The following is a 19,206-nucleotide window of genomic DNA, read 5'->3' on the forward strand; positions in this document are numbered from 1 at the left end:
TGGCCGGGCCACTGTGAATAGATTCCTGGAGCTCCACAATGGACACCGATGCCGTTCGCCACATCAATGACCCGCTTTACGAAAAGCTTCGTAGCGAAGACATTGACGCTTTCAATACCGCAAAAAGCAGACTGACCGAACTCCCGAGCCTGGCGCACGGTGATTTCCGGGGACTGGACCTTCGCGGGATGGACGCAAGAGGGCTGGACCTCAGCCACGCCTATTTTCGTGGCGCGGACCTGCGCGGTATCGATTTCAGCCAGACCAACCTGGAAGGTGCGAGCATCGCTGGTGCCAAGATTTCGGGCTGCTACTTTCCTTCACAGCTGCATTCGGACGAAATCATCCTGTCGCTCAATCACGGCACCCGAATGCGCTACAACATCCTGAAGTAACCGACTCAGGCGCCCAAGATAACCGGCACGGCCTCCCCTAGCGAGATATCCCCATCCGGCCCTTGCGGGCCGGAAAGCCCCGCCCGGTATGCCAGCACCTCCACGCCCGCGGCCTTTGCCTCACGCAGCAGCACACCGTAGGCGCTGTCGATATGATCAGCCGGCCGCACACTGTCGATACCGGTGTGGTTGACCACAAAAAACAGCACCGCACGCTCGCCGGCCCTGGCCTGGGCCATCAACTCCCGCAGGTGCTTCTGGCCACGAGTGGTTACGGCATCGGGGAAAAAGCCCTGCCCGTCCTCGCACAGGGTCACATTTTTCACCTCCACCCAGGCATCCGGATGATGCTCGTGACCTGACAGATGTAGATCAATCCGGCTTTTTTCAGTTCCGTAACGCACCTCTGCCCTGCAGGTCTGGTACGCGGCCAGCTCCGGAACATCCCCACTTTCAATGGCTTCACGGGCCTGCGCATTCGGTCGCGCCGTGTTGATACAGGCCACCTCACCCGGCGCGGTTTCAACCAGCTCCCAGGTATACTTCAACTTGCGTTTGGGATTGTCACTGGTACTCAGCCATACTCTGGCATCCTCGGGCTGACACCCCAGCATGGAGCCCGTGTTGGGGCAATGGGCAATGACCTCGCTGCCATCCGGCAACCGGACATCAGCCAGGAACCGCTTGTAGCGCCGTATTAGCCGGCCTTCGATCAATGGTACGGGCAACTTCATTTTGGTCTCCGTGCAAAAGTAGGCATCACAAGGCTGGCACCCCTGTGACTAATCTGCTATTTTCCGCAAATTCCCGTTTCAGGACGAATGCTTTTTCCAGGGTAATGGCCGGCCAGTATTCGCTGGCCGCCGGAAATAAAGCGTTCTTGCGAAGTACAAACATGAGGCCGGGTTCAATGGCAAAGACTGCAGAACAACCACGCGAACGTTTCACCAACTTCACCCCCTATGAAATGAAGAAGGGTGAAGAGTACATGAGTGCGGAAATGCTGGAGCACTTCAAGGATCTGCTGCTGCAATGGAAGCAGGAGCTGATGGAAGAAGTGGACCGCACGATGCATCACATGCAGGAAGATGCGGCAAATTACGCGGATCCCAGTGACCGTGCAACCCAGGAAGAGGAATTCAGCCTGGAACTGCGCACCCGCGACCGCGAGCGCAAGCTGATCAAGAAAATTGACCAGACCATCGACCGCATCGACAAGGACGACTACGGCTTCTGCGACCAGTGTGGCGTTGAGATCGGTATCCGTCGCCTTGAGGCACGGCCAACCGCGACATTGTGCATTGACTGCAAGACTCTCGCTGAAATTCGCGAGCGCCAGACTGGCATCTGACCCCACGCCTCTGAATATGCTGGCCCCTGAACCCGGGGCCGGTGTTCACCAGCCATGACTGATTCCCACTATCGCGGCCGGTTTGCGCCGTCTCCAACCGGGCCTCTGCATTTTGGCTCCCTGGTCACCGCGGTTGCCAGTTACCTTGAGGCGCGCAGTCATAAAGGCACCTGGCTGGTGCGGATTGAAGACCTTGATCCTCTCCGGGAATCCCCTGAAGCCACCCAGCGGATACTGGATAGCCTGAACGCCCACGGCCTGCATTCCGACGAACCCGTGCGCTTTCAGTCAGAACGCCACGCCCATTACCACGCATTGATTGATCGTTTACTCAGCCAAAGGCTGGCCTATCGCTGTGCCTGCTCACGAAAGCAACTGCGGGAAAACGATGGGCGCCACCCGGAGCATTGCCGTGATGGGAAGGCCGAACCGGGCGAACGCCCGTTCGCTGTCCGTTTTGCCCTTCACGACGAACACAGCGAGTGGCACGATCAATTACTGGGGCCGCAAGTGCAGCAGGTACACGCTGAACTGGACGATCCGGTCATCCTCCGCAAGGAAGGCTTCTACGCCTACCAACTGGCGGTGGTTGCCGACGACATCGACCAGGGCATCAGCCACGTCGTCAGGGGCTCGGACCTGTTGGACATGACCGCACAGCAACAGCAGATCTATCGTTCACTGGGCGCGCCACCACCTCAGTGGATGCACATTCCGGTTATTCTCAACGCCGAAGGCCAGAAGCTCAGCAAGCAAAACCACGCACCAGCCCTGGATGACCGAAAAGCAATAGACAACCTGAAACGGGCCCTCGTCGCATTGGGACAGGAACAACGTTTGTTGGCAGAGGCATCAGACATCGGTACCCTGCTTGCCCGGGCCGCTGCCAACTGGGCGCCGGAGCGGATTCACCTGACAGCCCGGTGAACGACGTGTTATAAACCTTTTCACAAGCGACAGTGCGGATATCATGCCTGATGTATATCTACCGTCTGGTCTTCCTTCTGGTTCTGGCCATCTACATATTCTCTCCCAACATTCTTGACTGGTGGACGTCGCCAGGGAATGCCTGGTACAGCCCCTACGTAATCTGGGCCGGCCTGATTGCCATCGGCTTCTGGCTGGAGTGGCGACGGGATCCCAATGAGTTTTAGCGCTCCCAGCCTATTACTGGCCAGCCTGTTGTATCTGGTCCTGCTTTTCGGCATTGCGTGGGTGACCGAAAAAGGCGCGCTGCCCCGCAGCTGGATCAGGCACCCTCTGGTCTACACGCTTAGCCTTGGCGTCTACGCCGGCATCTGGGCCGTGTACGCCGCGGTGGGCATGGCTGCTGAATCGGGGTTTGGCTTCCTGGCCTACTACCTGGGCATCAGCGGCGCCTTTCTGCTGGCACCGGTTCTGCTCAACCCGGTGATGCGGATTGGCCGCGCCTACCAGCTCACCTCCCTTGCCGACCTGTTCGCCTACCGGTATCGAAGCCAGTGGGCGGGCACGCTGGTAACCATCTGTTCCGGCACCGCCATACTGGCCTTGCTGAGCATGCAGATCCAGGCGGTATCCACGTCTGCCAGCCTGTTGGCGCCAGACACATCCCCCCAACTCATCAGTGTGCTTTTCAGCATTATCGTGGTTTTGTTTGCCATGCTGTTCGGCACGCGTCGCAGCCAGGGTTCCGAGAACCACCAGGGCCTGGTACTGGCCATTGCCTTCGACTCCCTGGTGAAACTCTTCTCACTGCTGATCCTTGGCGGAGTCATCCTGTTTGGCGTGTTCGATGGAATGGCGGGACTGGAAACCTGGCTGGCGGACCAGAGCACTCCGGTTAGCACCATGACCATGAGCATCGATGACGGCAGTTGGCGCGCCTTGATGCTGATGTCCTTCGCCGGTGCCCTGGTACTGCCCCACATGTACCACATGACCTTCAGTGAAAACCCGTCGCCCAAAGCACTGGCAAAGGCCAGTTGGGGATTGCCCCTCTACCTGCTGCTGCTCGGCCTGCCGATTCCACTGATTCTCTGGGGCGGCCAGGCGTTGGCTGCCACCACGGGACCGAACTTCTACGCCATCGGCACCGCCCAGGCCCTAGGCAGTCCGGCCCTAACATTGATGATGTACATTGCCGGCCTGTCCGCCGCCAGCGGCCTGATGATCGTCAGCACCCTGGCTCTGGCGGGCATGGTGCTGAACCATGCGGTTCTTCCACTACGAACCCCCAAGGACCACGGTGACATCTACCACTGGCTGAAATGGGTCAAGCGCCTGCTTATCGCGGCCATCATCTTCGCTGCGCTGCTGTTCCATGAAACCCTGGGCAAAAACCTGGACCTGTCGATCCTCGGCGCCATTTCACTATCAGGCATGCTCCAGCTACTCCCCGGCGCCCTTGGTGTGATCTACTGGCCAGAAGGCAATCGCCGTGGCCTGATCGCCGGGCTGGTCTCCGGCCTGGTCATTTGGGTGATTACCCTGGTGTTGCCCTTCTCCCATACCGCCAACCTGCTGGATTTCATCGGTGCCCCGCTGGTACCGGACTACAGCAACTGGCACATCTTCACCTTCGTTAGCCTGACGGTGAATGTCACCATATTCACCCTCATTTCAGTACTGAGTACGAGCTCCGCCGAAGAAGCCGGGGCTGCCCAGGCATGTTCTCTGGGCGCGCTTTCCCGCCCCCAGCGCAGAGAGTTACTGGCAACCTCGTCTGCGGACTTCACCCGCCAGCTTGCGGTTCCATTAGGGTTGGGGGTTGCAAGACGGGAAGTGGAAAAAGCCCTTACCCAGCTCAAGCTGCCCAACGTGGAATACCGGCCCTACCAACTTCGGCGCTTACGCGACCGAGTGGAGGTAAACCTTTCGGGATTGCTGGGCCCCGCTGTCGCTCGTGATCTGGTTAAACGGCACCTGGGCTATAAACCCATGGCCAGCGGCGGCACCGCACAGGATATACGCTATGTCGAACGGGCCCTCGGGGATTACCAGAATCGCCTGACCGGGCTCGCCGGGGAACTGGACAACCTGCGCCGCCACTATCGCCAGACCCTTCAGAACCTTCCGATTCCCGCTTGCTCTGTTGGCGAAGACGGCGAAATACTCATGTGGAACAACGCCATGGAAGCTCTCACCGGCATTACAGCCGACGATGTGGTGGGTGCCCGACTGATGGCCCTGCCCGAGCACTGGCACCTGCTGCTGGACGATTTCAACAGCGGTGAGGACCTGCACCGGTACAAGCACCGCCTGGATCTGAAAGGCCGCCCCCACTGGCTTAACCTGCACAAAGCAACCTTGAGCGGCCCCGATCACACCGAGGGCGGCAGCATTATCCTGGTGGAAGATCAGACGGAAACCCGCCTGCTGGAAGACGAACTGATGCACAGCGAGCGCCTGGCCTCCGTCGGCCGGCTCGCGGCCGGTGTCGCCCACGAAATTGGCAATCCGGTCACCGGTATCTCCTCCCTGGCCCAGAACCTGAAGCTGGAAACCGACGACCCGGACATTCTGTCCACCGCGGATCAGATCCAACAGCAGACCCGGCGGATCTCCACCATCCTGCAGTCGCTGATGAACTTTGCCCGCACCGGAAACCATGCCCACGCCAACCGCTACGAACCGGTGGACATACACCGTTGTGTGGACGAGTCCATCAACCTGCTATCCCTCAGTGACAAGGGCATGGGCATTCACTACCGCAACGAATGTCCGAATGAGCTGACCATCCTGGGGGATGAACAACGGCTGGTGCAGGTGTTTATCAACCTGCTGGCCAATGCCCGGGACGCCTCACCCATCGGTGGAGAAGTGCGTATCAGTGGAAACCGTGATGGCTACTCCGCTATTATCGAGGTCACCGATGACGGCTCCGGCATACCGAAAGACCAGCTGGACCATATCTTCGAGCCTTTTTACACCACCAAGGCCCCCAATAAAGGAACGGGCCTGGGCCTGTCGCTGGTGTACAGCATCATTGAAGAGCATTACGGCAACATTCAAGTGGACAGCCCGGCTGATGCTGACACTAGCCGCGGCACCTGTGTGCGCATGAGGTTGCCGGCCTACGAGCCGGACACCGGTACCACCATCAGCCAGAACGAAGGGTCGTAAACGCGTTATGCCTCGCATTCTGATTGTAGAAGACGAAGAGATCATCCGTTCAGCGGTTCGCAAGCTGCTTCAGCACGCCGGTTACGAGGTTGCCGATGCTGGCTCTGTTGAAGAAGCCGAAGACAACCACGACCCCGGCGAATTTGACCTGATCATCTCCGACCTTCGACTGCCCGGCGCAGCCGGAACGGAACTGATACGGCGCGCACCGGACACTCCGGTGCTAATCATGACCAGCTATGCCAGCCTCCGCTCCGCCGTGGACTCCATGAAAATGGGCGCCGTGGAGTACATTGCCAAACCCTTCGATCACGATGAAATGCTGGAAGCGGTCGAGGGCATTCTCGCCAGAAAGCCGCAGATTTCTTCCTCTAATACCCAGTCATCATCGAATCAGGCAGATGCAGCTGCACCGGACAGCGACCCGGCCAGCATCATGTTTGGCCACTGCGATGCCATGCAGAAGGTGTTCACCCTGATACGCAAAGTGGCGCCGACGGAGACCACAGTGCTGATCCAGGGCGAATCCGGAACCGGCAAGGAGCTGGCTGCTCGCGCGCTTCACCTGATGAGCCCCCGGGCCGCCAGACCTCTTATTTCCGTAAACTGCGCCGCGATTCCGGAAAGCCTGATCGAGTCGGAACTGTTCGGCCATGAAAAGGGGTCGTTTACCGGGGCGGTATCGGCCCGGACCGGCCTGATCGAAGCAGCCGACGGCGGCAGCCTGTTTCTGGACGAAATCGGCGAATTGCCCGCTGAGGCTCAGGCCCGTCTGCTGCGGGTGTTGCAGGAAGGCGAGATTCGCAAGGTGGGCTCCACCCAGAGCCGCCAGGTGGACGTGCGCATGATTGCAGCCACCCATCGTAACCTGAAGGCCATGACACGAACCGGTGGGTTCCGCGAAGACTTGTTTTACCGACTGAACGTCATGCAGGTTCGCATACCGCCGCTGCGGGAAAGGCAGTCGGATATTCTTGGCCTGGCCCAGCGATTCCTGCAACGCCAGGGCGAAAAGATGAGTAAACCCGGCCTGAACCTGACACCAGAGGCCATGCGTGCGCTGGAACGACACCGCTGGCCCGGCAACGTCAGGGAGCTGGAAAACGCCATCGAGCGCGCCACCATCCTCTGTGACAGCGACCTGATCACCCCGTCCCTGCTGGATCTGGACGGCGAAGGCGGCGACGTCAACATCCCCGAAACCCTGGTGGACGGCAACAACGAGCAGGCGCCCTCCCGGGAAGCCGAGGCCACCAGTGACCTCTCCCTTGAAGATTACTTCCAACACTTTGTGCTGGAAAACCAGGATCGTATGAGTGAAACCGAGCTGGCCCAAAAGTTGGGGATCAGCCGTAAATCTCTGTGGGAGCGGCGGCAACGCCTGGGCATACCACGAAAGAAAAGTTCGGGGAACTGATACTTTTCCGGTACGCCTCAGCAAGCGTTGTTACCGGGAAAGTGTGAACCTGAGCTCAGTTGTTACCCAGTGTTCCTGACGGTAACACCCCAGATCTAAAAAACGCGACCTCAGTAACACTTAAGTCTTACGATCCACCTTCTCAAATAGACCGATAACACTAACTTACTGTTAATAAACAGTTTTAAAAAACTGGCACACGGACTGCAGTCTATAGGGCGCACAACAACAAAAACAACAGTGACAACGCAGCGCCAACAACAAGAACAAAAAGCTGTAGAAGACGTTCGGTAACAAAAACAAAAACAGAACGTGAGCGAACTGAGTGTTTTGGGTACTTTGCTTTTTAGTGGTCCCACGGCACGTGCGAGTTGTAGATGTAGAGAAGAATCGTCTTCCAGGCGGCACTGCATTTACCCAATGACTTGCCCGATGTCTCTGACTGCTCTGTGTATTCAAAGCTTTCCGTTTGCACTCCTGGAATCCCTAAGCTTGGGGATTGACAGTGGGGTAGAAAAACGAAGAAAAATCCCGGTAAAAACAAAAACAATGCAGATCGTCAACGCTTTCAGGGCGGGTTCGTGTAAACGAATCCGCCTTTTGATTATCTGGCCCAACCATTTTTCAAACCGACCATTTACGCCCTTCCTTTGGTTGTTTTCACCAGCTTATGTCGCCAAACGTGTGCAAATCCCGCCCAAACCGTTAAACTCTCGCTTTTGCTCAGCGCAATAACGGAATTCAATGCTTAAACGACTATTGTCATACGTGTCAGGAAACGGGAAGAAAAAAGCCCGAACCTATCAACGTCAGGATATACCCCGGGACCAGCATAACGTCTCCCGCTCATTCATCAGCGAGCCCGCCAAGAAAGTGCTCAGCCGGCTGAACAATGCCGGTTACGAAGCGTATCTGGTAGGCGGCGGTGTTCGAGACATACTGCTTGGCGGCAAACCCAAGGATTTTGATATCGCCACCAACGCCACGCCGGAAGAGGTGCATGACCTGTTCCGCAACTCCAGGCTGATTGGCCGGCGCTTCCGCATTGTTCACGTCCTGTTCGGCCGGGAAGTCATTGAGGTCACAACCTTTCGCGGAAATGCGGCAGAAGCGCAGGAAGATGACGACGACGATGACCGCAGAACCAGCGAGCATGGCCTGCTGCTGCGGGATAACGTCTACGGCAATCTGGAAGAAGACGCCTTGCGCAGGGACTTCACCGTGAATGCCCTCTATTACTGCATCCGCGACTTCACCGTGGTGGATTTCGCAAACGGCATTGAAGACCTGGAAAACCGTCAGATGCGCCTGATTGGTGACCCGGAAACCCGCTACCGGGAAGACCCGGTACGTATGCTCCGCGCCGTACGCTTCGCCGCCAAGCTGGGCTTCGATATCGAACCCGACACCGAAGCCCCGATCCGGGAACTGGCACCACTGCTCACGCACATTCCGCCAGCTCGCCTGTTCGAGGAGGTGCTCAAGCTGTTCTCCGCCGGCTATGGTGAAGCCACTTACGACCTGCTCAGCGAATACAACCTGCTGGCGCCTTTGTTCCCGGAGACGGTACAGGCCATCAACAATGGCGAGCCGGATGAACTGATCCGCAAGGCCCTTCGCAATACCGATGCCCGCATCGCCCAGGGCAAGTCGGTAACACCCTACTTCCTGTTTGCCGCCATGCTCTGGCCGGCCCTGCAGGCGGAATGGCGGAAACGCCAGGATAATGGCGAGCCGGTACAACCGGCATTGCATATGGCCATCGCCAAGGTGATCGGCCGACAGGTTCAGGCAACCTCGATCCCCAAGCGCTTCTCCGGCCCTATGAAGGAAATCTGGGAATTACAGATGCGCCTGCCCCGTCGCCAGGGCAAGCGCGCCTTCGCCACCATGTCCCACCCCCGCTTCCGGGCCGCCTATGACTTCCTGCTGGTGCGGGAAGCTTCCGGCGAAATCGAACCCGGGCTGGGCCAGTGGTGGACAGAGTTCCAGGAAACGGACGAGCGCGGCCAGGAACGCATGTTGACACAACTGGGCAGTGACGGCCCCAAGAAACGCCGCCGCAAGAAGCCCGCGAAAAAGGCCTGACCGATGACGGCCACGGATGTTTTTATCGGGCTCGGCAGCAACCAGGCCGACCCTTCCGCGCAACTGGCCGGTGCCGTAGCCCGGCTGGCTGCGCTGCCGAAAACTGAACTGGTGGCCCAGTCCCCTTTTTATCGCAGCAAGCCGGTGGGCCCGCAGGAACAGCCAGACTTCGTAAACGGCGCGGCCTGGTTACGCACGGAACTCTCCCCCCTGGAACTTCTGGACCAGCTACAGACCATTGAACAGGCTCATGGCCGCAAACGCATACAGCACTGGGGGCCGAGAACCCTGGACCTGGACCTGCTCCTCTATGGCCATGAAACCATCGCCAGCGAACGCCTGAACGTACCCCACGCCGAGCTTGCCAATCGCGATTTTGTCTTGCAGCCATTATTGGACCTGGAGCCCGGGCTGGCACTGCCGGACGGCCGTACCGTTGCACAACTGCGACAACAATGCCCCGACAACCACCTACAAAAACTCAATCCAGTGGAACGGACACCTTTCCCGCCCGCTTGAGACCAACGGCTTGGCGTGCGGCTATTGCCACAAACACACCCCCGGATTACCCTAATGGCCTGGATGCCGGCATACACCCGGCCCGGTCTGGCCCATCCACCCACAAGGCAAGGATTCTATGGCTGTTACCATCAATACTCTGCGCGATTACAAGCAGAAGGGCGAAGCTTTCTCCGTTCTGACATCCTACGATGCCACCTTTGCTCAAATCGTCAGTGAGGCCGGCGTTGATGTCATCCTGATTGGCGATTCTCTCGGCATGGTGCTTCAGGGGCACGACAGCACACTTCCCGTGACCATGGACCAGATGGTGTACCACGTATCCTCTGTGGCCAAGGGTAATCGGGGCTCGTTGATCATGGCCGACATGCCCTTCATGACCTATGGCACTACCGAAGCCGCCTTGGAGAACGCCGCCGAGCTGATGCGCGCCGGCGCCCACATGGTCAAGCTGGAAGGCACCGACTGGATGAAAGACACCATTCACGCCCTGAGCGAACGCGGCGTGCCGGTATGCGCCCATCTGGGCCTGACTCCGCAGTTCGTCAACAAGTTTGGCGGCTACAAGGTCCAGGGCCGGGACGAAAAGCACGCCGAGCTGATGATTGAACACGCCAGTGAGTTGGTGGCTGCGGGCGCCGATGCGATCCTGCTGGAATGCGTACCTGCACCGTTGGCAGCCAGGATCACCCAGGCCGTGCAAGCACCGGTGATCGGCATTGGCGCCGGCGCAGACACTGACGGCCAGGTATTGGTTGTCCATGATATGCTGGGCATGGTTACCGGCCGCAAACCGCGCTTTGTGAAGGACTTCCTGGCGGAGTCCGGCTCCATCAAAGGTGCCATCGAAGCCTATGTGGCCGCTGTTCGCGACCGCTCATTCCCCGCCGAGGAGCATACGTTCAAGGCATGAGAACCGTACATACGCTCAAAGAACTCCGTGCCATGCTGCGCAGCTATCGCCAGCAAGGGAAACGTATCGGACTGGTTCCCACCATGGGCAACCTGCATGAAGGGCATATTTCACTGGTCAGAAAGGCCCGTGAAGCGGCCGATATTGTTGTAACCAGTATTTTCGTGAACCCGATGCAGTTTGGCGCCACGGAAGACCTGGACACCTACCCCCGCACACTGATTGAAGATCAGGAGCGGCTTGAGGCGGCCGGCAGCACCCTGGTGTTCGCCCCTTCCAACGAAGAAATCTACCCCGAGGGACTGGCCCGGCACACCCGCATTACGGTTCCGGAAGTCAGTGAGGGTCATTGCGGCGCCAGCCGGCCCGGACACTTTGAGGGTGTAGCCACGGTCGTCACCATGCTGTTCAATATGGTTCAGCCGGATATCGCAGTGTTTGGCGAGAAGGATTACCAACAGTTGGCTGTCATTCGCAAACTGACCCAGGATCTGATGATACCGGTGGAAGTCATCGGCAGCCCGACCGTTCGCGAAGAAGACGGCTTGGCAAAAAGCTCCCGCAACGGATTCCTCACCGAGGCCGAGCGCACCATTGCACCGGCTGTCTATCAGACACTCAAAAACACCGCAGAACAGATTCAAGAAGGCCGGACCGATTTCACAGTGCTGTCCCAAGAGGCCAACAATGTCCTCAGCAAAGCGGGACTACGCCCGGATTATTTCAACATCGCCAACAGCCTGACCCTGAAACCGGCCAGCGCCGACGATACCGAACTGACACTGCTGGTGGCAGCGTTTCTGGGCACCACACGACTGATCGACAACCTGTCGATCACCCGCTGATCCGACACCCACTGACCGAAAGGATTCCATAATGTCCCAGGGCTCTGTACCACTCAACAGCCGGCCCGAGTGGCAGGCACTGAAGACACATCAGGCGGAACTGAAAAGCACTCACATGAGGGAACTTTTCAGCAGCGACCCGGACAGAGCCAGCCGTTTTTTCGTTCGCGGCGGTGGCCTGTCGCTGGATTACTCCCGCAACCGCATGACCGATGACACCCTGGCAAAGCTGATGGCATTGGCCAGGGAATGCGGTGTACCGGAGCGGATCGAAGCCATGTTTCGTGGCGACCACATCAATGTCACTGAAAAGCGCCCGGCGCTGCACATCGCCCTGCGGGACACCAGCGGCGCTCCCATCCACGTTGACGGCATGGACATCGCGCCGGAAGTGGAACGCACGCTGAATCGCATGGAGCAGTTCGTAGACGACGTGCTTAGCAAACGCTGGCAAGGGCATACCGGCAAAGCCTTTACGGATGTGGTCAGCATTGGCATTGGCGGCTCCTTCCTCGGCCCCAAACTGGTATCGGAAGCTCTACGCCCTTACTGGCACGGCCAGTTGAAGGGCCACTACGTCGCCAATATCGACGGCACCCAGATGGCCGAGGTACTGCGCCGGGTTAACCCGGAAACCACCCTGTTCCTGATCCAGTCGAAATCCTTCCGTACCCAGGAAACCCTGGAGAACAGCATAGTGGCCCGGAACTGGTTCCTGAACAATGGCGGTAGCGAAGACCAGATCGCAAAGCACTTCGTGGCGGTTACTGCCAATACCCCGGAAGCCGTTAACTTCGGCATCTCCGAAGACAACATCTTCCCGATGTGGGACTGGGTGGGCGGACGCTACTCACTGTGGTCCGCCATCGGCCTGCCCGTGGCACTGACCATCGGCATGGAGAATTTCCGTGCCCTGCTCTCCGGCGCCAACGCCATGGACCAACATTTCCATACCGCGCCACTGGAGCAGAACCTGCCTGTGGTCATGGCCATGCTGGGGCTCTGGTACAACAACTTCTGGGGCGCGGAAACCTACACCATCCTGCCCTACGACCATTACCTCCGCAGCCTGCCCGCGCACCTGCAACAACTGGACATGGAAAGTAACGGCAAGAGCGTGACCCAGGGCGGTGAGCCGCTAACCTACCAAAGCGGCCCGGTGATCTGGGGCGGCGTGGGTGCCAACGGCCAACACGCTTTCCACCAGCTTTTGCATCAGGGCACGCGCCTGATCCCGGCGGATTTCATTATTCCTCTCGAGACTCACAATCCGGTCGCCAGTCACCACGTCACCCTGTTTGCCAACTGCCTGAGCCAGTCACGGGCGCTGATGTCCGGCAAGACGCTGGACGAGGCCAAGGCGGAACTGAAGGCCGAGGGCATGAGCGATGAGGAGATCGACAAACTGGCCCCCCACAAGGTGATTCCAGGCAACAAACCCAGCAACACCCTGCTAATGGATAAGTCGACGCCGGAAACCGTCGGCGCGCTGATCGCGCTCTATGAACACCGCACGTTTGTTCAGGGCATTATCTGGGATGTGGATTCGTTCGATCAGTGGGGTGTGGAGCTGGGAAAACAGATGGGCAAAGGCATACTGGACCGCTTGACCGGCGATGCTGCTGAAGGCAGCGAGGTCATCGACAGTTCAACGGCCAGCCTGATCCAGCTATACCGCTCGCATCACGGATCATAAAAGCCAGAGTTAGAGGGAGGAGGCGTGCGAGATGCGCCGTCCGTGCCAGGTAAAGTCCACCGGCCACAGCTTCTGATCACGGTCATAGGCCTGCCACAGTGTCTGGTAGCACTCACCGCAAACCGGATGAACGGCGGTCGGCGCAATCTCCGCCAGCGGCAACAGCACAAAGGCGTTTTTCAGAATCTCGCCCCGAGGCAGCTCGACACCATCGACCCGGCCCACCTCGAGATCGTAGGTGAGAATATCCAGGTCCAGTGTTCGGGGGCTGAACTTTGGCACATCCCGCCGTCGACCATTGTCCGCCTCAAGTTGCTTGAAGCGGGCCGACAGCTCGGCCACGCTCAGGTCGGTATCGACGCCCACCACCAGATTGTAGAAGGGCGAGCCATCAAAACCGACGGACTCGCTCTCGTAGACAGATGAGATAAGCGGTTCGTCAAACCAGCCAGCCAGTGCATCCAGCGCCGCTGTGACATAGTGCTCGCGGTCAATGTTACTACCGATACTGATATACACCCGCGCCATCAGCGGCTCCCCCGTTCAATCTTTACACCCACGGCCACTGCAGCCGGAACAGCGCCGGGCTTACGAAGGGTCAACTTGACCCAGCGCACGTTGAACTCGCTCTGCAGCAAACCTGCAATGCCTTCTGCAGCGGTTTCCAGCAATTGCGGGCGAGCCTCGACAAGGTAGCCTGAGACCCGCTCGCTGACCAAAGCGTAGTTCAGGGCGTCACCGACATCATCCGAGGCCGCTGGAGTCCTGTTATCCCAAGCCATCTCCAGGTCTACCAACAGTCGCTGACTGACTTCACGCTCCCAGTCGTACACGCCGATGATTGCCTCAACGGCCAGACCTTCGATCAGTACACTATCTGTCAACAGAGGCACTCCCGGGCTTACACTCTTTGCTGATTGAATAACGCGCAGGCAGCGGATACTGTGTAAAATCTGACCTGCTTCGTCGCGGGGCCGGCATTTTCTCACAAATGACCAGTACGCGTCTTTGCGTCTTTTTCACTTTGCCAATGATCGCCACCGATGAGCTATCTAAGTGACCCGGTACTGACCGTTCTACTGTGCGCCCTGGCCTACCTGGCGGGCTCGATGCTGTTTGCACTGCCGGTCTGCCGCGCCTGGCACCTGCCGGACCCACGCGCCCAGGGTTCCGGAAATCCCGGCGCCACTAACGTCTACCGCACCGGCGGATGGCCGCCGGCAGCACTGACGTTGTTCCTGGATGCCGCCAAGGGCTGGCTTCCGGTATGGCTTGCCCACCAGGCAGACCTGACCATTCTTTCCCAGGCCATGGTGGCGCTGTGCGCGGTGACCGGGCATATGATTCCGTTGTTTTATCGGTTCAAGGGTGGAAAAGGCGTGGCGACGGCACTGGGCGCGGGGCTTGCGCTAGCGCCAGCAACCACTCTTCTACTGGCCGCCATCTGGGCCCTAGTGATGTGGCGCTGGAAGATCTCGGCGCTCGCCTCGATTGTAGCCATTGTCAGCGGCCCCATCATCAGTGCGCTGATCGAACCCGACACCTTGCCGCTGTTCGGCCTGCTGGCCATCCTGATTGTGGTACGTCACCGCAACAACCTGATCCGTATGGCCCAGGGCCGGGAACCGGGCTTCTAGTCCACCAACCCGTTCGTCCGTGGCTCGCCAACCGGTGGCAGTGTGTTCATCGGCCAGCGCGGCACCGCCACAATCCGATCGCCATCCTGCTGGCCTGCGTTCATGCGCTGACAACCCGCGTAGGCAATCATGGCGCCATTGTCCGTGCAGAACTCGGGGCGGGCGTAGAACACGGCGGCACGAAGTTTCTCTGTCATTTTCTCAAGCCCGGCACGCAACCGCTTATTGGCGCTAACGCCACCGGCAATCACCAAACGCTTGCAACCTGTCTGCTCCAGGGCACGGCGACATTTGATGGTCAGTGTATCCACCACCGCTGCCTCGAAGGCCAAGGCAATATCGGCGCGGGTCTGATCATCCAGCCCCCCGGCACGTTCTGCGGCAGTTACCGTATTGAGGGTAAACGTCTTCAGGCCACTGAAGCTGAAATCCAGCCCCGGCCGGTCGGTCATCGGGCGCGGGAACCGATAGCACCCCGGCGCGCCCTTCTCTGCCAGCGCAGCCACCCTCGGTCCGCCAGGATAATCCAGCCCTAGCATCTTGGCGGTTTTGTCAAAGGCTTCACCGGCGGCATCGTCCACCGACTCACCCAGCATTTCATATTCGCCAATACCCTTCACCAGAACCAACTGGGTATGGCCACCGGAGACCAGCAAGGCAACGAAGGGAAACGCCGGAGGATTGTCCTCCAGCATCGGCGCCAACAAGTGGCCCTCCATGTGATGCACCCCCAGCACGGGAACACCCAGGGCAAACCCCAGGGCATGGGCCACGGAGCCACCAACCATCAGCGCACCCACCAGCCCGGGGCCGGCGGTGTAGGCAATGCCTTCGATATCAGCGCGAACCCGGCCAGCATCGGCAAGCACTTGGTCACACAACGGCAGCAATTTGCGGACATGGTCGCGTGAGGCCAGCTCCGGCACCACACCACCGTAGTCTGCATGCATATCAATCTGGCTGAACAACGCATGCGCGAGCAGCCCACGCTCGCTGTCATAGAGGGCAACGCCGGTTTCATCACAGGAGGTTTCAATACCGAGAATCAGCATAAGTAAGGGCCACAACTCCGGGCAGGTAAACGTAAACGAGGCATTTTAGCAGAAACCCGAAACCCTCCGTCAGTTTCATCGAACAAACATTGACCTTGGCCATGGGCAGGCGCTATCATTGCCGGCCTTAAATACGCACTGGTCGAGTTTTAGCCAATCTGACCAGGTATCGAGTCGATTTGACAGACAGGTCGATCAGACAAAACTGAAACCGAATCAATCAGGTAGGTGATTTTCGAATGCCAGCTGTTAAAGTGAAAGAGAATGAACCGTTTGACGTAGCCCTTCGTCGCTTCAAGCGCTCCTGCGAAAAAGCAGGCGTTCTGTCGGAAGTACGTCGCCGTGAGCACTACGAGAAGCCGACAGCCGTGCGCAAGCGTAAGGCAGCTGCAGCCGTCAAGCGTCATCTCAAGAAGCTTCAGCGGGAACAGCGCAAGTTCGAGCGTCTGTACTAAGCTTTACCGGACGCCGCTTGACTGCAAGCCTATAATCGCCTGTATAGCCACAGGTTGCACAGAGCGATACCAAAATGCCGCCGAGGCCTGGCTTCGGCGGCATTTTTGGCTGTACTTCCAGGCCCGGCACTTTCCGCGCGACCGGAGACATCATGAGTGGACTGATCCCGCAACGCTTTGTTGAAGACCTGCTCGACCGGGTAGACCTGGCAGAGCTGATCGGATCACGTATCACCCTGAAAAAGGCCGGCGGCAACTACAAGGCCCGCTGCCCCTTCCACGATGAGAAGACGCCGTCTTTCAACGTTCGGCCGGATAAGGGCTTTTACCACTGCTTTGGCTGTGGCGCCCATGGCGATGCCATCAGTTTTGTCCGCGAATTCGACGGCCTGGGCTTTACTGATGCGGTCGAGGAACTGGCCCGCCGAGCCGGTATGGAAGTGCCCTACGACCAGAGCGCGCGCCAGGAAATGCAGCAGGCGCGAACACTGACGGACGCCCTGGATTACGCCAGCCGCTTCTATCAGTCAGCCCTGAAGGGCCAGCAGGGCGAATTCGCCCGGGACTACCTCAAACAGAGGGGCCTGGACGACAGCATCATTGAACAATACCAGTTGGGCTACGCCCCTGGTACCGGCACTGCCTTGTTCGACAGTGCCAGCAGGGATCTGCAGGGTCCATTGGTTGAAACCGGCACCGTGTCCGACCGCTACGGGCGGCCCAGGGACCTGTTTCGCAACCGGGTGATGTTCCCGATCCGCAACAGCCGCGGACGGACCATTGCGTTCGGCGGGCGCACACTGGGTGATGACAAGGCCAAGTACATCAACTCTCCGGAGTCTGATGTGTTCCATAAGAGCCGCGAAATCTACGGCCTTTATGAAGCCAAACAGTCGATCCGCCAACTCGACAGGCTGCTGGTGGTGGAAGGCTACATGGATGTCATTGCGCTCGCGCAGAATGGCATCCACTTTGCCGTGGCCACACTGGGCACAGCCACAAACCAGGACAGCCTGTCGGCACTGCTGAAGCAGGTACGGCACCTGGTGTTCTGTTTTGATGGCGACCAGGCCGGTTATCGGGCGGCCGACAAGGCCTTGGAAAATGCGCTGGAATTGCTGACCGACGGCCTTCATCTGCAGTTCCTGATGATGCCGGACGGTGAAGACCCGGACACGCTGGTGCGCAAGGAAGGCCCCGACGCGTTCCAGGAACGCATCAACGGCGCGACGCCCCTGTCTCGCTACCTGTTCAACCGACAGAGCGAAGGCTTGGACCTGACGCTGCCGGAAGACCGGGGTGAGCTGAAGGCACGGGTAGAACCGCTGCTGAAGAAAATGCCCAGGAGCACCCTCAGGGATGCCATGTGGCATGAGATGCTGCGACTGTGTGGCAACAACCGGGGTGACTGGCAGAACCGCCGCCAGCCAAACGGCAAGGGCGGCTACGGCGAGCGCCGGGTGCAGGAACAACGGATCGACGTAAAACTCAGCAAGGATACCCAGCTTTGCCTGGCCCTGCTGGAAGCACCGGACATGGCCAGCGAAATTGCTGAACTCTGCCGTAGCAGCCGCCAATACCGGCAGGCAGGCCAGTTCGCCGGCTGGATTCTGGAACGCGCCATCAAAGACCGGCGCTCCCTTGTCCGTGAGCTGGCAACGGATAACCGCGCCAGGGAACAGTTTTACAACCTGTTCGATGGCATTGAGCACATCCCCGCACGGGAGCAGACCCTGGCTGGCGCCAGGGAAATGCTGAATCCGAACCGGGAAGTGGCGCGCAAGCAGCGGCTGACGTCTCTGCTATCGGAAAAACGTAGCCTGGCAGACCTTAGCGCCGAAGAGCGGCAGGAACTGAAGGCACTGACCGGACAGAACGACGACTGACCAGCGCCAGAAAACGAGAGCCGGCGGGCCAAAAAACGCAATAACTGCCGCCGAAAACGGCACTGCACTTGAAACTTGGAGTGTTGATCACCATCTAACCATCCGGTGGCAGAGCAACCGAGCGACAGCTATAATGGCTGTTTCACTTTTTTCCTTTTACCAGCGAGTTCACAGGGTGTCTATGTCAGGCAATTCGCAGAAATCACGTCTTAAAGACCTCATTGCACGAGGCAAGGAACAAGGTTACCTGACTTACGCCGAGGTAAACGACCACCTCCCGGAAGACATTGCTGACCCGGACCAGGTCGAAGACATCATTCGCATGATCAACGACATGGGCATCCAGGTGTCTGAAGTGGCACCGGACGCGGACACGCTGCTGATGACCGACGGTGACTCCACCGCTGACGAAGCAGCGGCCGCCGAAGCCGCCGCCGCACTCGCTGCCGTAGAATCCGACGCCGGCCGCACCACCGACCCCGTCCGCATGTACATGCGCGAAATGGGCACCGTGGAGCTACTGACCCGCGAAGGCGAAATCGTCATTGCCAAGCGCATCGAGGAAGGTATCCGCGATGTCATGGCTGCCGTGGCCCACTTCCCCGGCATCACCGGCACAGTTATCCAGGCCTACGACCGCATCATCGAGAACGAAGGCCGCCTCAGCGACATCGTCTCCGGTTTCCTCGATCCTGATGGCGCCGAGCCGTTCATGGAGGAAGACACAACCCCGGATACGTCAAGCACCTCAGACGATTCTTCCGACGATGATGATGACGATGACGACAGCGAAGAAGAAACCGAAAGCGGTCCGGATCCGGAAGAGACCCGTCTGCGTTTTGAGCTGC

At 58.9% G+C, this 19,206-nt stretch carries 19 protein-coding genes; 15 read left to right on the forward strand and 4 right to left on the reverse strand.

Annotated elements, in window-relative coordinates; translation table 11 throughout:
* Positions 1 to 38: 38 nt before the first annotated feature.
* Positions 39 to 395 (forward strand): pentapeptide repeat-containing protein, encoded by a 357-nt coding sequence (locus AXW11_RS13775; protein WP_036203251.1) that lies wholly within the window; start codon positions 39 to 41, stop codon positions 393 to 395.
* Between the two features lie 5 nt (positions 396 to 400).
* On the opposite strand, the gene sfsA is transcribed toward AXW11_RS13775, so the two are convergent.
* Positions 401 to 1,129: a DNA/RNA nuclease SfsA gene (gene sfsA, locus AXW11_RS13780; RefSeq protein WP_041332657.1), complete on the reverse strand. Its 729-nt coding sequence runs from the start codon at positions 1,127 to 1,129 to the stop codon at positions 401 to 403.
* 176 nt (positions 1,130 to 1,305) lie between these two features.
* On the opposite strand from sfsA, the gene dksA reads away from it, so the two are divergent.
* From dksA to pgi, 10 genes are all read left to right on the forward strand, one after another.
* Positions 1,306 to 1,746: an RNA polymerase-binding protein DksA gene (gene dksA / locus AXW11_RS13785; RefSeq protein ID WP_036203245.1), complete on the forward strand. Its 441-nt coding sequence runs from the start codon at positions 1,306 to 1,308 to the stop codon at positions 1,744 to 1,746.
* A gap of 54 nt (positions 1,747 to 1,800) precedes the next feature.
* Positions 1,801 to 2,673 (forward strand): tRNA glutamyl-Q(34) synthetase GluQRS, encoded by an 873-nt coding sequence (gluQRS, locus tag AXW11_RS13790; RefSeq protein ID WP_085681659.1) that lies wholly within the window; start codon positions 1,801 to 1,803, stop codon positions 2,671 to 2,673.
* A gap of 50 nt (positions 2,674 to 2,723) precedes the next feature.
* A complete protein-coding gene (locus AXW11_RS13795; RefSeq protein ID WP_007153470.1) occupies positions 2,724 to 2,900 on the forward strand; it encodes a hypothetical protein in 177 nt (58 codons plus the stop codon).
* A complete protein-coding gene (locus tag AXW11_RS13800; RefSeq protein WP_085681660.1) occupies positions 2,890 to 5,850 on the forward strand; it encodes an ATP-binding protein in 2,961 nt (986 codons plus the stop codon). The genes AXW11_RS13795 and AXW11_RS13800 overlap by 11 nt, the downstream gene beginning before the upstream one ends.
* A gap of 7 nt (positions 5,851 to 5,857) precedes the next feature.
* A complete protein-coding gene (locus AXW11_RS13805; RefSeq protein WP_041332653.1) occupies positions 5,858 to 7,267 on the forward strand; it encodes a sigma-54-dependent transcriptional regulator in 1,410 nt (469 codons plus the stop codon).
* 744 nt (positions 7,268 to 8,011) lie between these two features.
* The gene (gene pcnB, locus AXW11_RS13810) at positions 8,012 to 9,355 is read left to right on the forward strand and encodes a polynucleotide adenylyltransferase PcnB (protein ID WP_091642298.1); all 1,344 of its coding nucleotides are present in this window, start codon (positions 8,012 to 8,014) and stop codon (positions 9,353 to 9,355) included.
* A 3-nt stretch (positions 9,356 to 9,358) separates the two neighbouring features.
* Complete coding sequence (gene folK / locus AXW11_RS13815) at positions 9,359 to 9,874, forward strand: 2-amino-4-hydroxy-6-hydroxymethyldihydropteridine diphosphokinase (RefSeq protein WP_007153475.1); 516 nt, start codon at positions 9,359 to 9,361, stop codon at positions 9,872 to 9,874.
* Positions 9,875 to 9,992: 118 nt separating this feature from the next.
* Positions 9,993 to 10,787, forward strand: coding sequence for a 3-methyl-2-oxobutanoate hydroxymethyltransferase (gene panB / locus AXW11_RS13820; protein WP_007153476.1), 795 nt, complete (start codon positions 9,993 to 9,995; stop codon positions 10,785 to 10,787).
* A complete protein-coding gene (gene panC / locus AXW11_RS13825) occupies positions 10,784 to 11,632 on the forward strand; it encodes a pantoate--beta-alanine ligase (RefSeq protein WP_091642296.1) in 849 nt (282 codons plus the stop codon). Before panB ends, panC begins: the two co-directional genes overlap by 4 nt.
* A gap of 31 nt (positions 11,633 to 11,663) precedes the next feature.
* A complete protein-coding gene (gene pgi, locus AXW11_RS13830; RefSeq protein ID WP_091642293.1) occupies positions 11,664 to 13,328 on the forward strand; it encodes a glucose-6-phosphate isomerase in 1,665 nt (554 codons plus the stop codon).
* A 9-nt stretch (positions 13,329 to 13,337) separates the two neighbouring features.
* Here pgi and folK (AXW11_RS13835) read toward each other — a convergent pair whose 3' ends face one another.
* Together folK (AXW11_RS13835) and folB are read right to left on the reverse strand one after the other, a co-directional pair.
* The gene (folK, locus tag AXW11_RS13835) at positions 13,338 to 13,856 is read right to left on the reverse strand and encodes a 2-amino-4-hydroxy-6-hydroxymethyldihydropteridine diphosphokinase (protein WP_091642290.1); all 519 of its coding nucleotides are present in this window, start codon (positions 13,854 to 13,856) and stop codon (positions 13,338 to 13,340) included.
* Positions 13,856 to 14,212 (reverse strand): dihydroneopterin aldolase, encoded by a 357-nt coding sequence (gene folB, locus AXW11_RS13840; protein ID WP_091642287.1) that lies wholly within the window; start codon positions 14,210 to 14,212, stop codon positions 13,856 to 13,858. The genes folK (AXW11_RS13835) and folB overlap by 1 nt, the downstream gene beginning before the upstream one ends.
* Before the next feature lie 159 nt (positions 14,213 to 14,371).
* Between folB and plsY the strand changes: the two genes are divergently transcribed.
* A complete protein-coding gene (gene plsY / locus AXW11_RS13845) occupies positions 14,372 to 14,965 on the forward strand; it encodes a glycerol-3-phosphate 1-O-acyltransferase PlsY (RefSeq protein WP_091642284.1) in 594 nt (197 codons plus the stop codon).
* On the opposite strand, the gene tsaD is transcribed toward plsY, so the two are convergent.
* Complete coding sequence (tsaD, locus tag AXW11_RS13850; RefSeq protein ID WP_091642281.1) at positions 14,962 to 16,017, reverse strand: tRNA (adenosine(37)-N6)-threonylcarbamoyltransferase complex transferase subunit TsaD; 1,056 nt, start codon at positions 16,015 to 16,017, stop codon at positions 14,962 to 14,964. The genes plsY and tsaD overlap by 4 nt on opposite strands.
* A gap of 239 nt (positions 16,018 to 16,256) precedes the next feature.
* Here tsaD and rpsU point away from each other — a divergent pair, with 239 nt between their 5' ends.
* From rpsU to AXW11_RS13865, 3 genes are all read left to right on the forward strand, one after another.
* On the forward strand, positions 16,257 to 16,472 hold the full coding sequence (rpsU, locus tag AXW11_RS13855) for a 30S ribosomal protein S21 (protein ID WP_007153483.1): 216 nt from the start codon (positions 16,257 to 16,259) through the stop codon (positions 16,470 to 16,472).
* A gap of 152 nt (positions 16,473 to 16,624) precedes the next feature.
* A complete protein-coding gene (gene dnaG, locus AXW11_RS13860) occupies positions 16,625 to 18,358 on the forward strand; it encodes a DNA primase (protein WP_007153484.1) in 1,734 nt (577 codons plus the stop codon).
* A 181-nt stretch (positions 18,359 to 18,539) separates the two neighbouring features.
* A partial coding sequence (locus tag AXW11_RS13865) for an RNA polymerase sigma factor region1.1 domain-containing protein (RefSeq protein WP_286792388.1) occupies positions 18,540 to 19,206 on the forward strand: 667 nt, incomplete at its 3' end.

The sequence above is a fragment of the Marinobacter sp. Hex_13 genome, assembly GCF_001566815.1.
GTDB classification, from domain to species: Bacteria; Pseudomonadota; Gammaproteobacteria; order Pseudomonadales; family Oleiphilaceae; genus Marinobacter; species Marinobacter salarius.

Excerpts from the sequence above, each read along its gene's own strand:
- AXW11_RS13775 (WP_036203251.1), top strand. The coding sequence starts at position 39 with ATGGACACCGATGCCGTTCGCCACATCAATGACCCGCTTTACGAAAAG.
- sfsA (WP_041332657.1), bottom strand. The coding sequence starts at position 1,129 with ATGAAGTTGCCCGTACCATTGATCGAAGGCCGGCTAATACGGCGCTAC.
- dksA (WP_036203245.1), top strand. The coding sequence starts at position 1,306 with ATGGCAAAGACTGCAGAACAACCACGCGAACGTTTCACCAACTTCACC.
- gluQRS (WP_085681659.1), top strand. The coding sequence starts at position 1,801 with ATGACTGATTCCCACTATCGCGGCCGGTTTGCGCCGTCTCCAACCGGG.
- AXW11_RS13795 (WP_007153470.1), top strand. The coding sequence starts at position 2,724 with ATGTATATCTACCGTCTGGTCTTCCTTCTGGTTCTGGCCATCTACATA.
- AXW11_RS13800 (WP_085681660.1), top strand. The coding sequence starts at position 2,890 with ATGAGTTTTAGCGCTCCCAGCCTATTACTGGCCAGCCTGTTGTATCTG.
- AXW11_RS13805 (WP_041332653.1), top strand. The coding sequence starts at position 5,858 with ATGCCTCGCATTCTGATTGTAGAAGACGAAGAGATCATCCGTTCAGCG.
- pcnB (WP_091642298.1), top strand. The coding sequence starts at position 8,012 with ATGCTTAAACGACTATTGTCATACGTGTCAGGAAACGGGAAGAAAAAA.
- folK (WP_007153475.1), top strand. The coding sequence starts at position 9,359 with ATGACGGCCACGGATGTTTTTATCGGGCTCGGCAGCAACCAGGCCGAC.
- panB (WP_007153476.1), top strand. The coding sequence starts at position 9,993 with ATGGCTGTTACCATCAATACTCTGCGCGATTACAAGCAGAAGGGCGAA.
- panC (WP_091642296.1), top strand. The coding sequence starts at position 10,784 with ATGAGAACCGTACATACGCTCAAAGAACTCCGTGCCATGCTGCGCAGC.
- pgi (WP_091642293.1), top strand. The coding sequence starts at position 11,664 with ATGTCCCAGGGCTCTGTACCACTCAACAGCCGGCCCGAGTGGCAGGCA.
- folK (WP_091642290.1), bottom strand. The coding sequence starts at position 13,856 with ATGGCGCGGGTGTATATCAGTATCGGTAGTAACATTGACCGCGAGCAC.
- plsY (WP_091642284.1), top strand. The coding sequence starts at position 14,372 with ATGAGCTATCTAAGTGACCCGGTACTGACCGTTCTACTGTGCGCCCTG.
- tsaD (WP_091642281.1), bottom strand. The coding sequence starts at position 16,017 with ATGCTGATTCTCGGTATTGAAACCTCCTGTGATGAAACCGGCGTTGCC.
- rpsU (WP_007153483.1), top strand. The coding sequence starts at position 16,257 with ATGCCAGCTGTTAAAGTGAAAGAGAATGAACCGTTTGACGTAGCCCTT.
- dnaG (WP_007153484.1), top strand. The coding sequence starts at position 16,625 with ATGAGTGGACTGATCCCGCAACGCTTTGTTGAAGACCTGCTCGACCGG.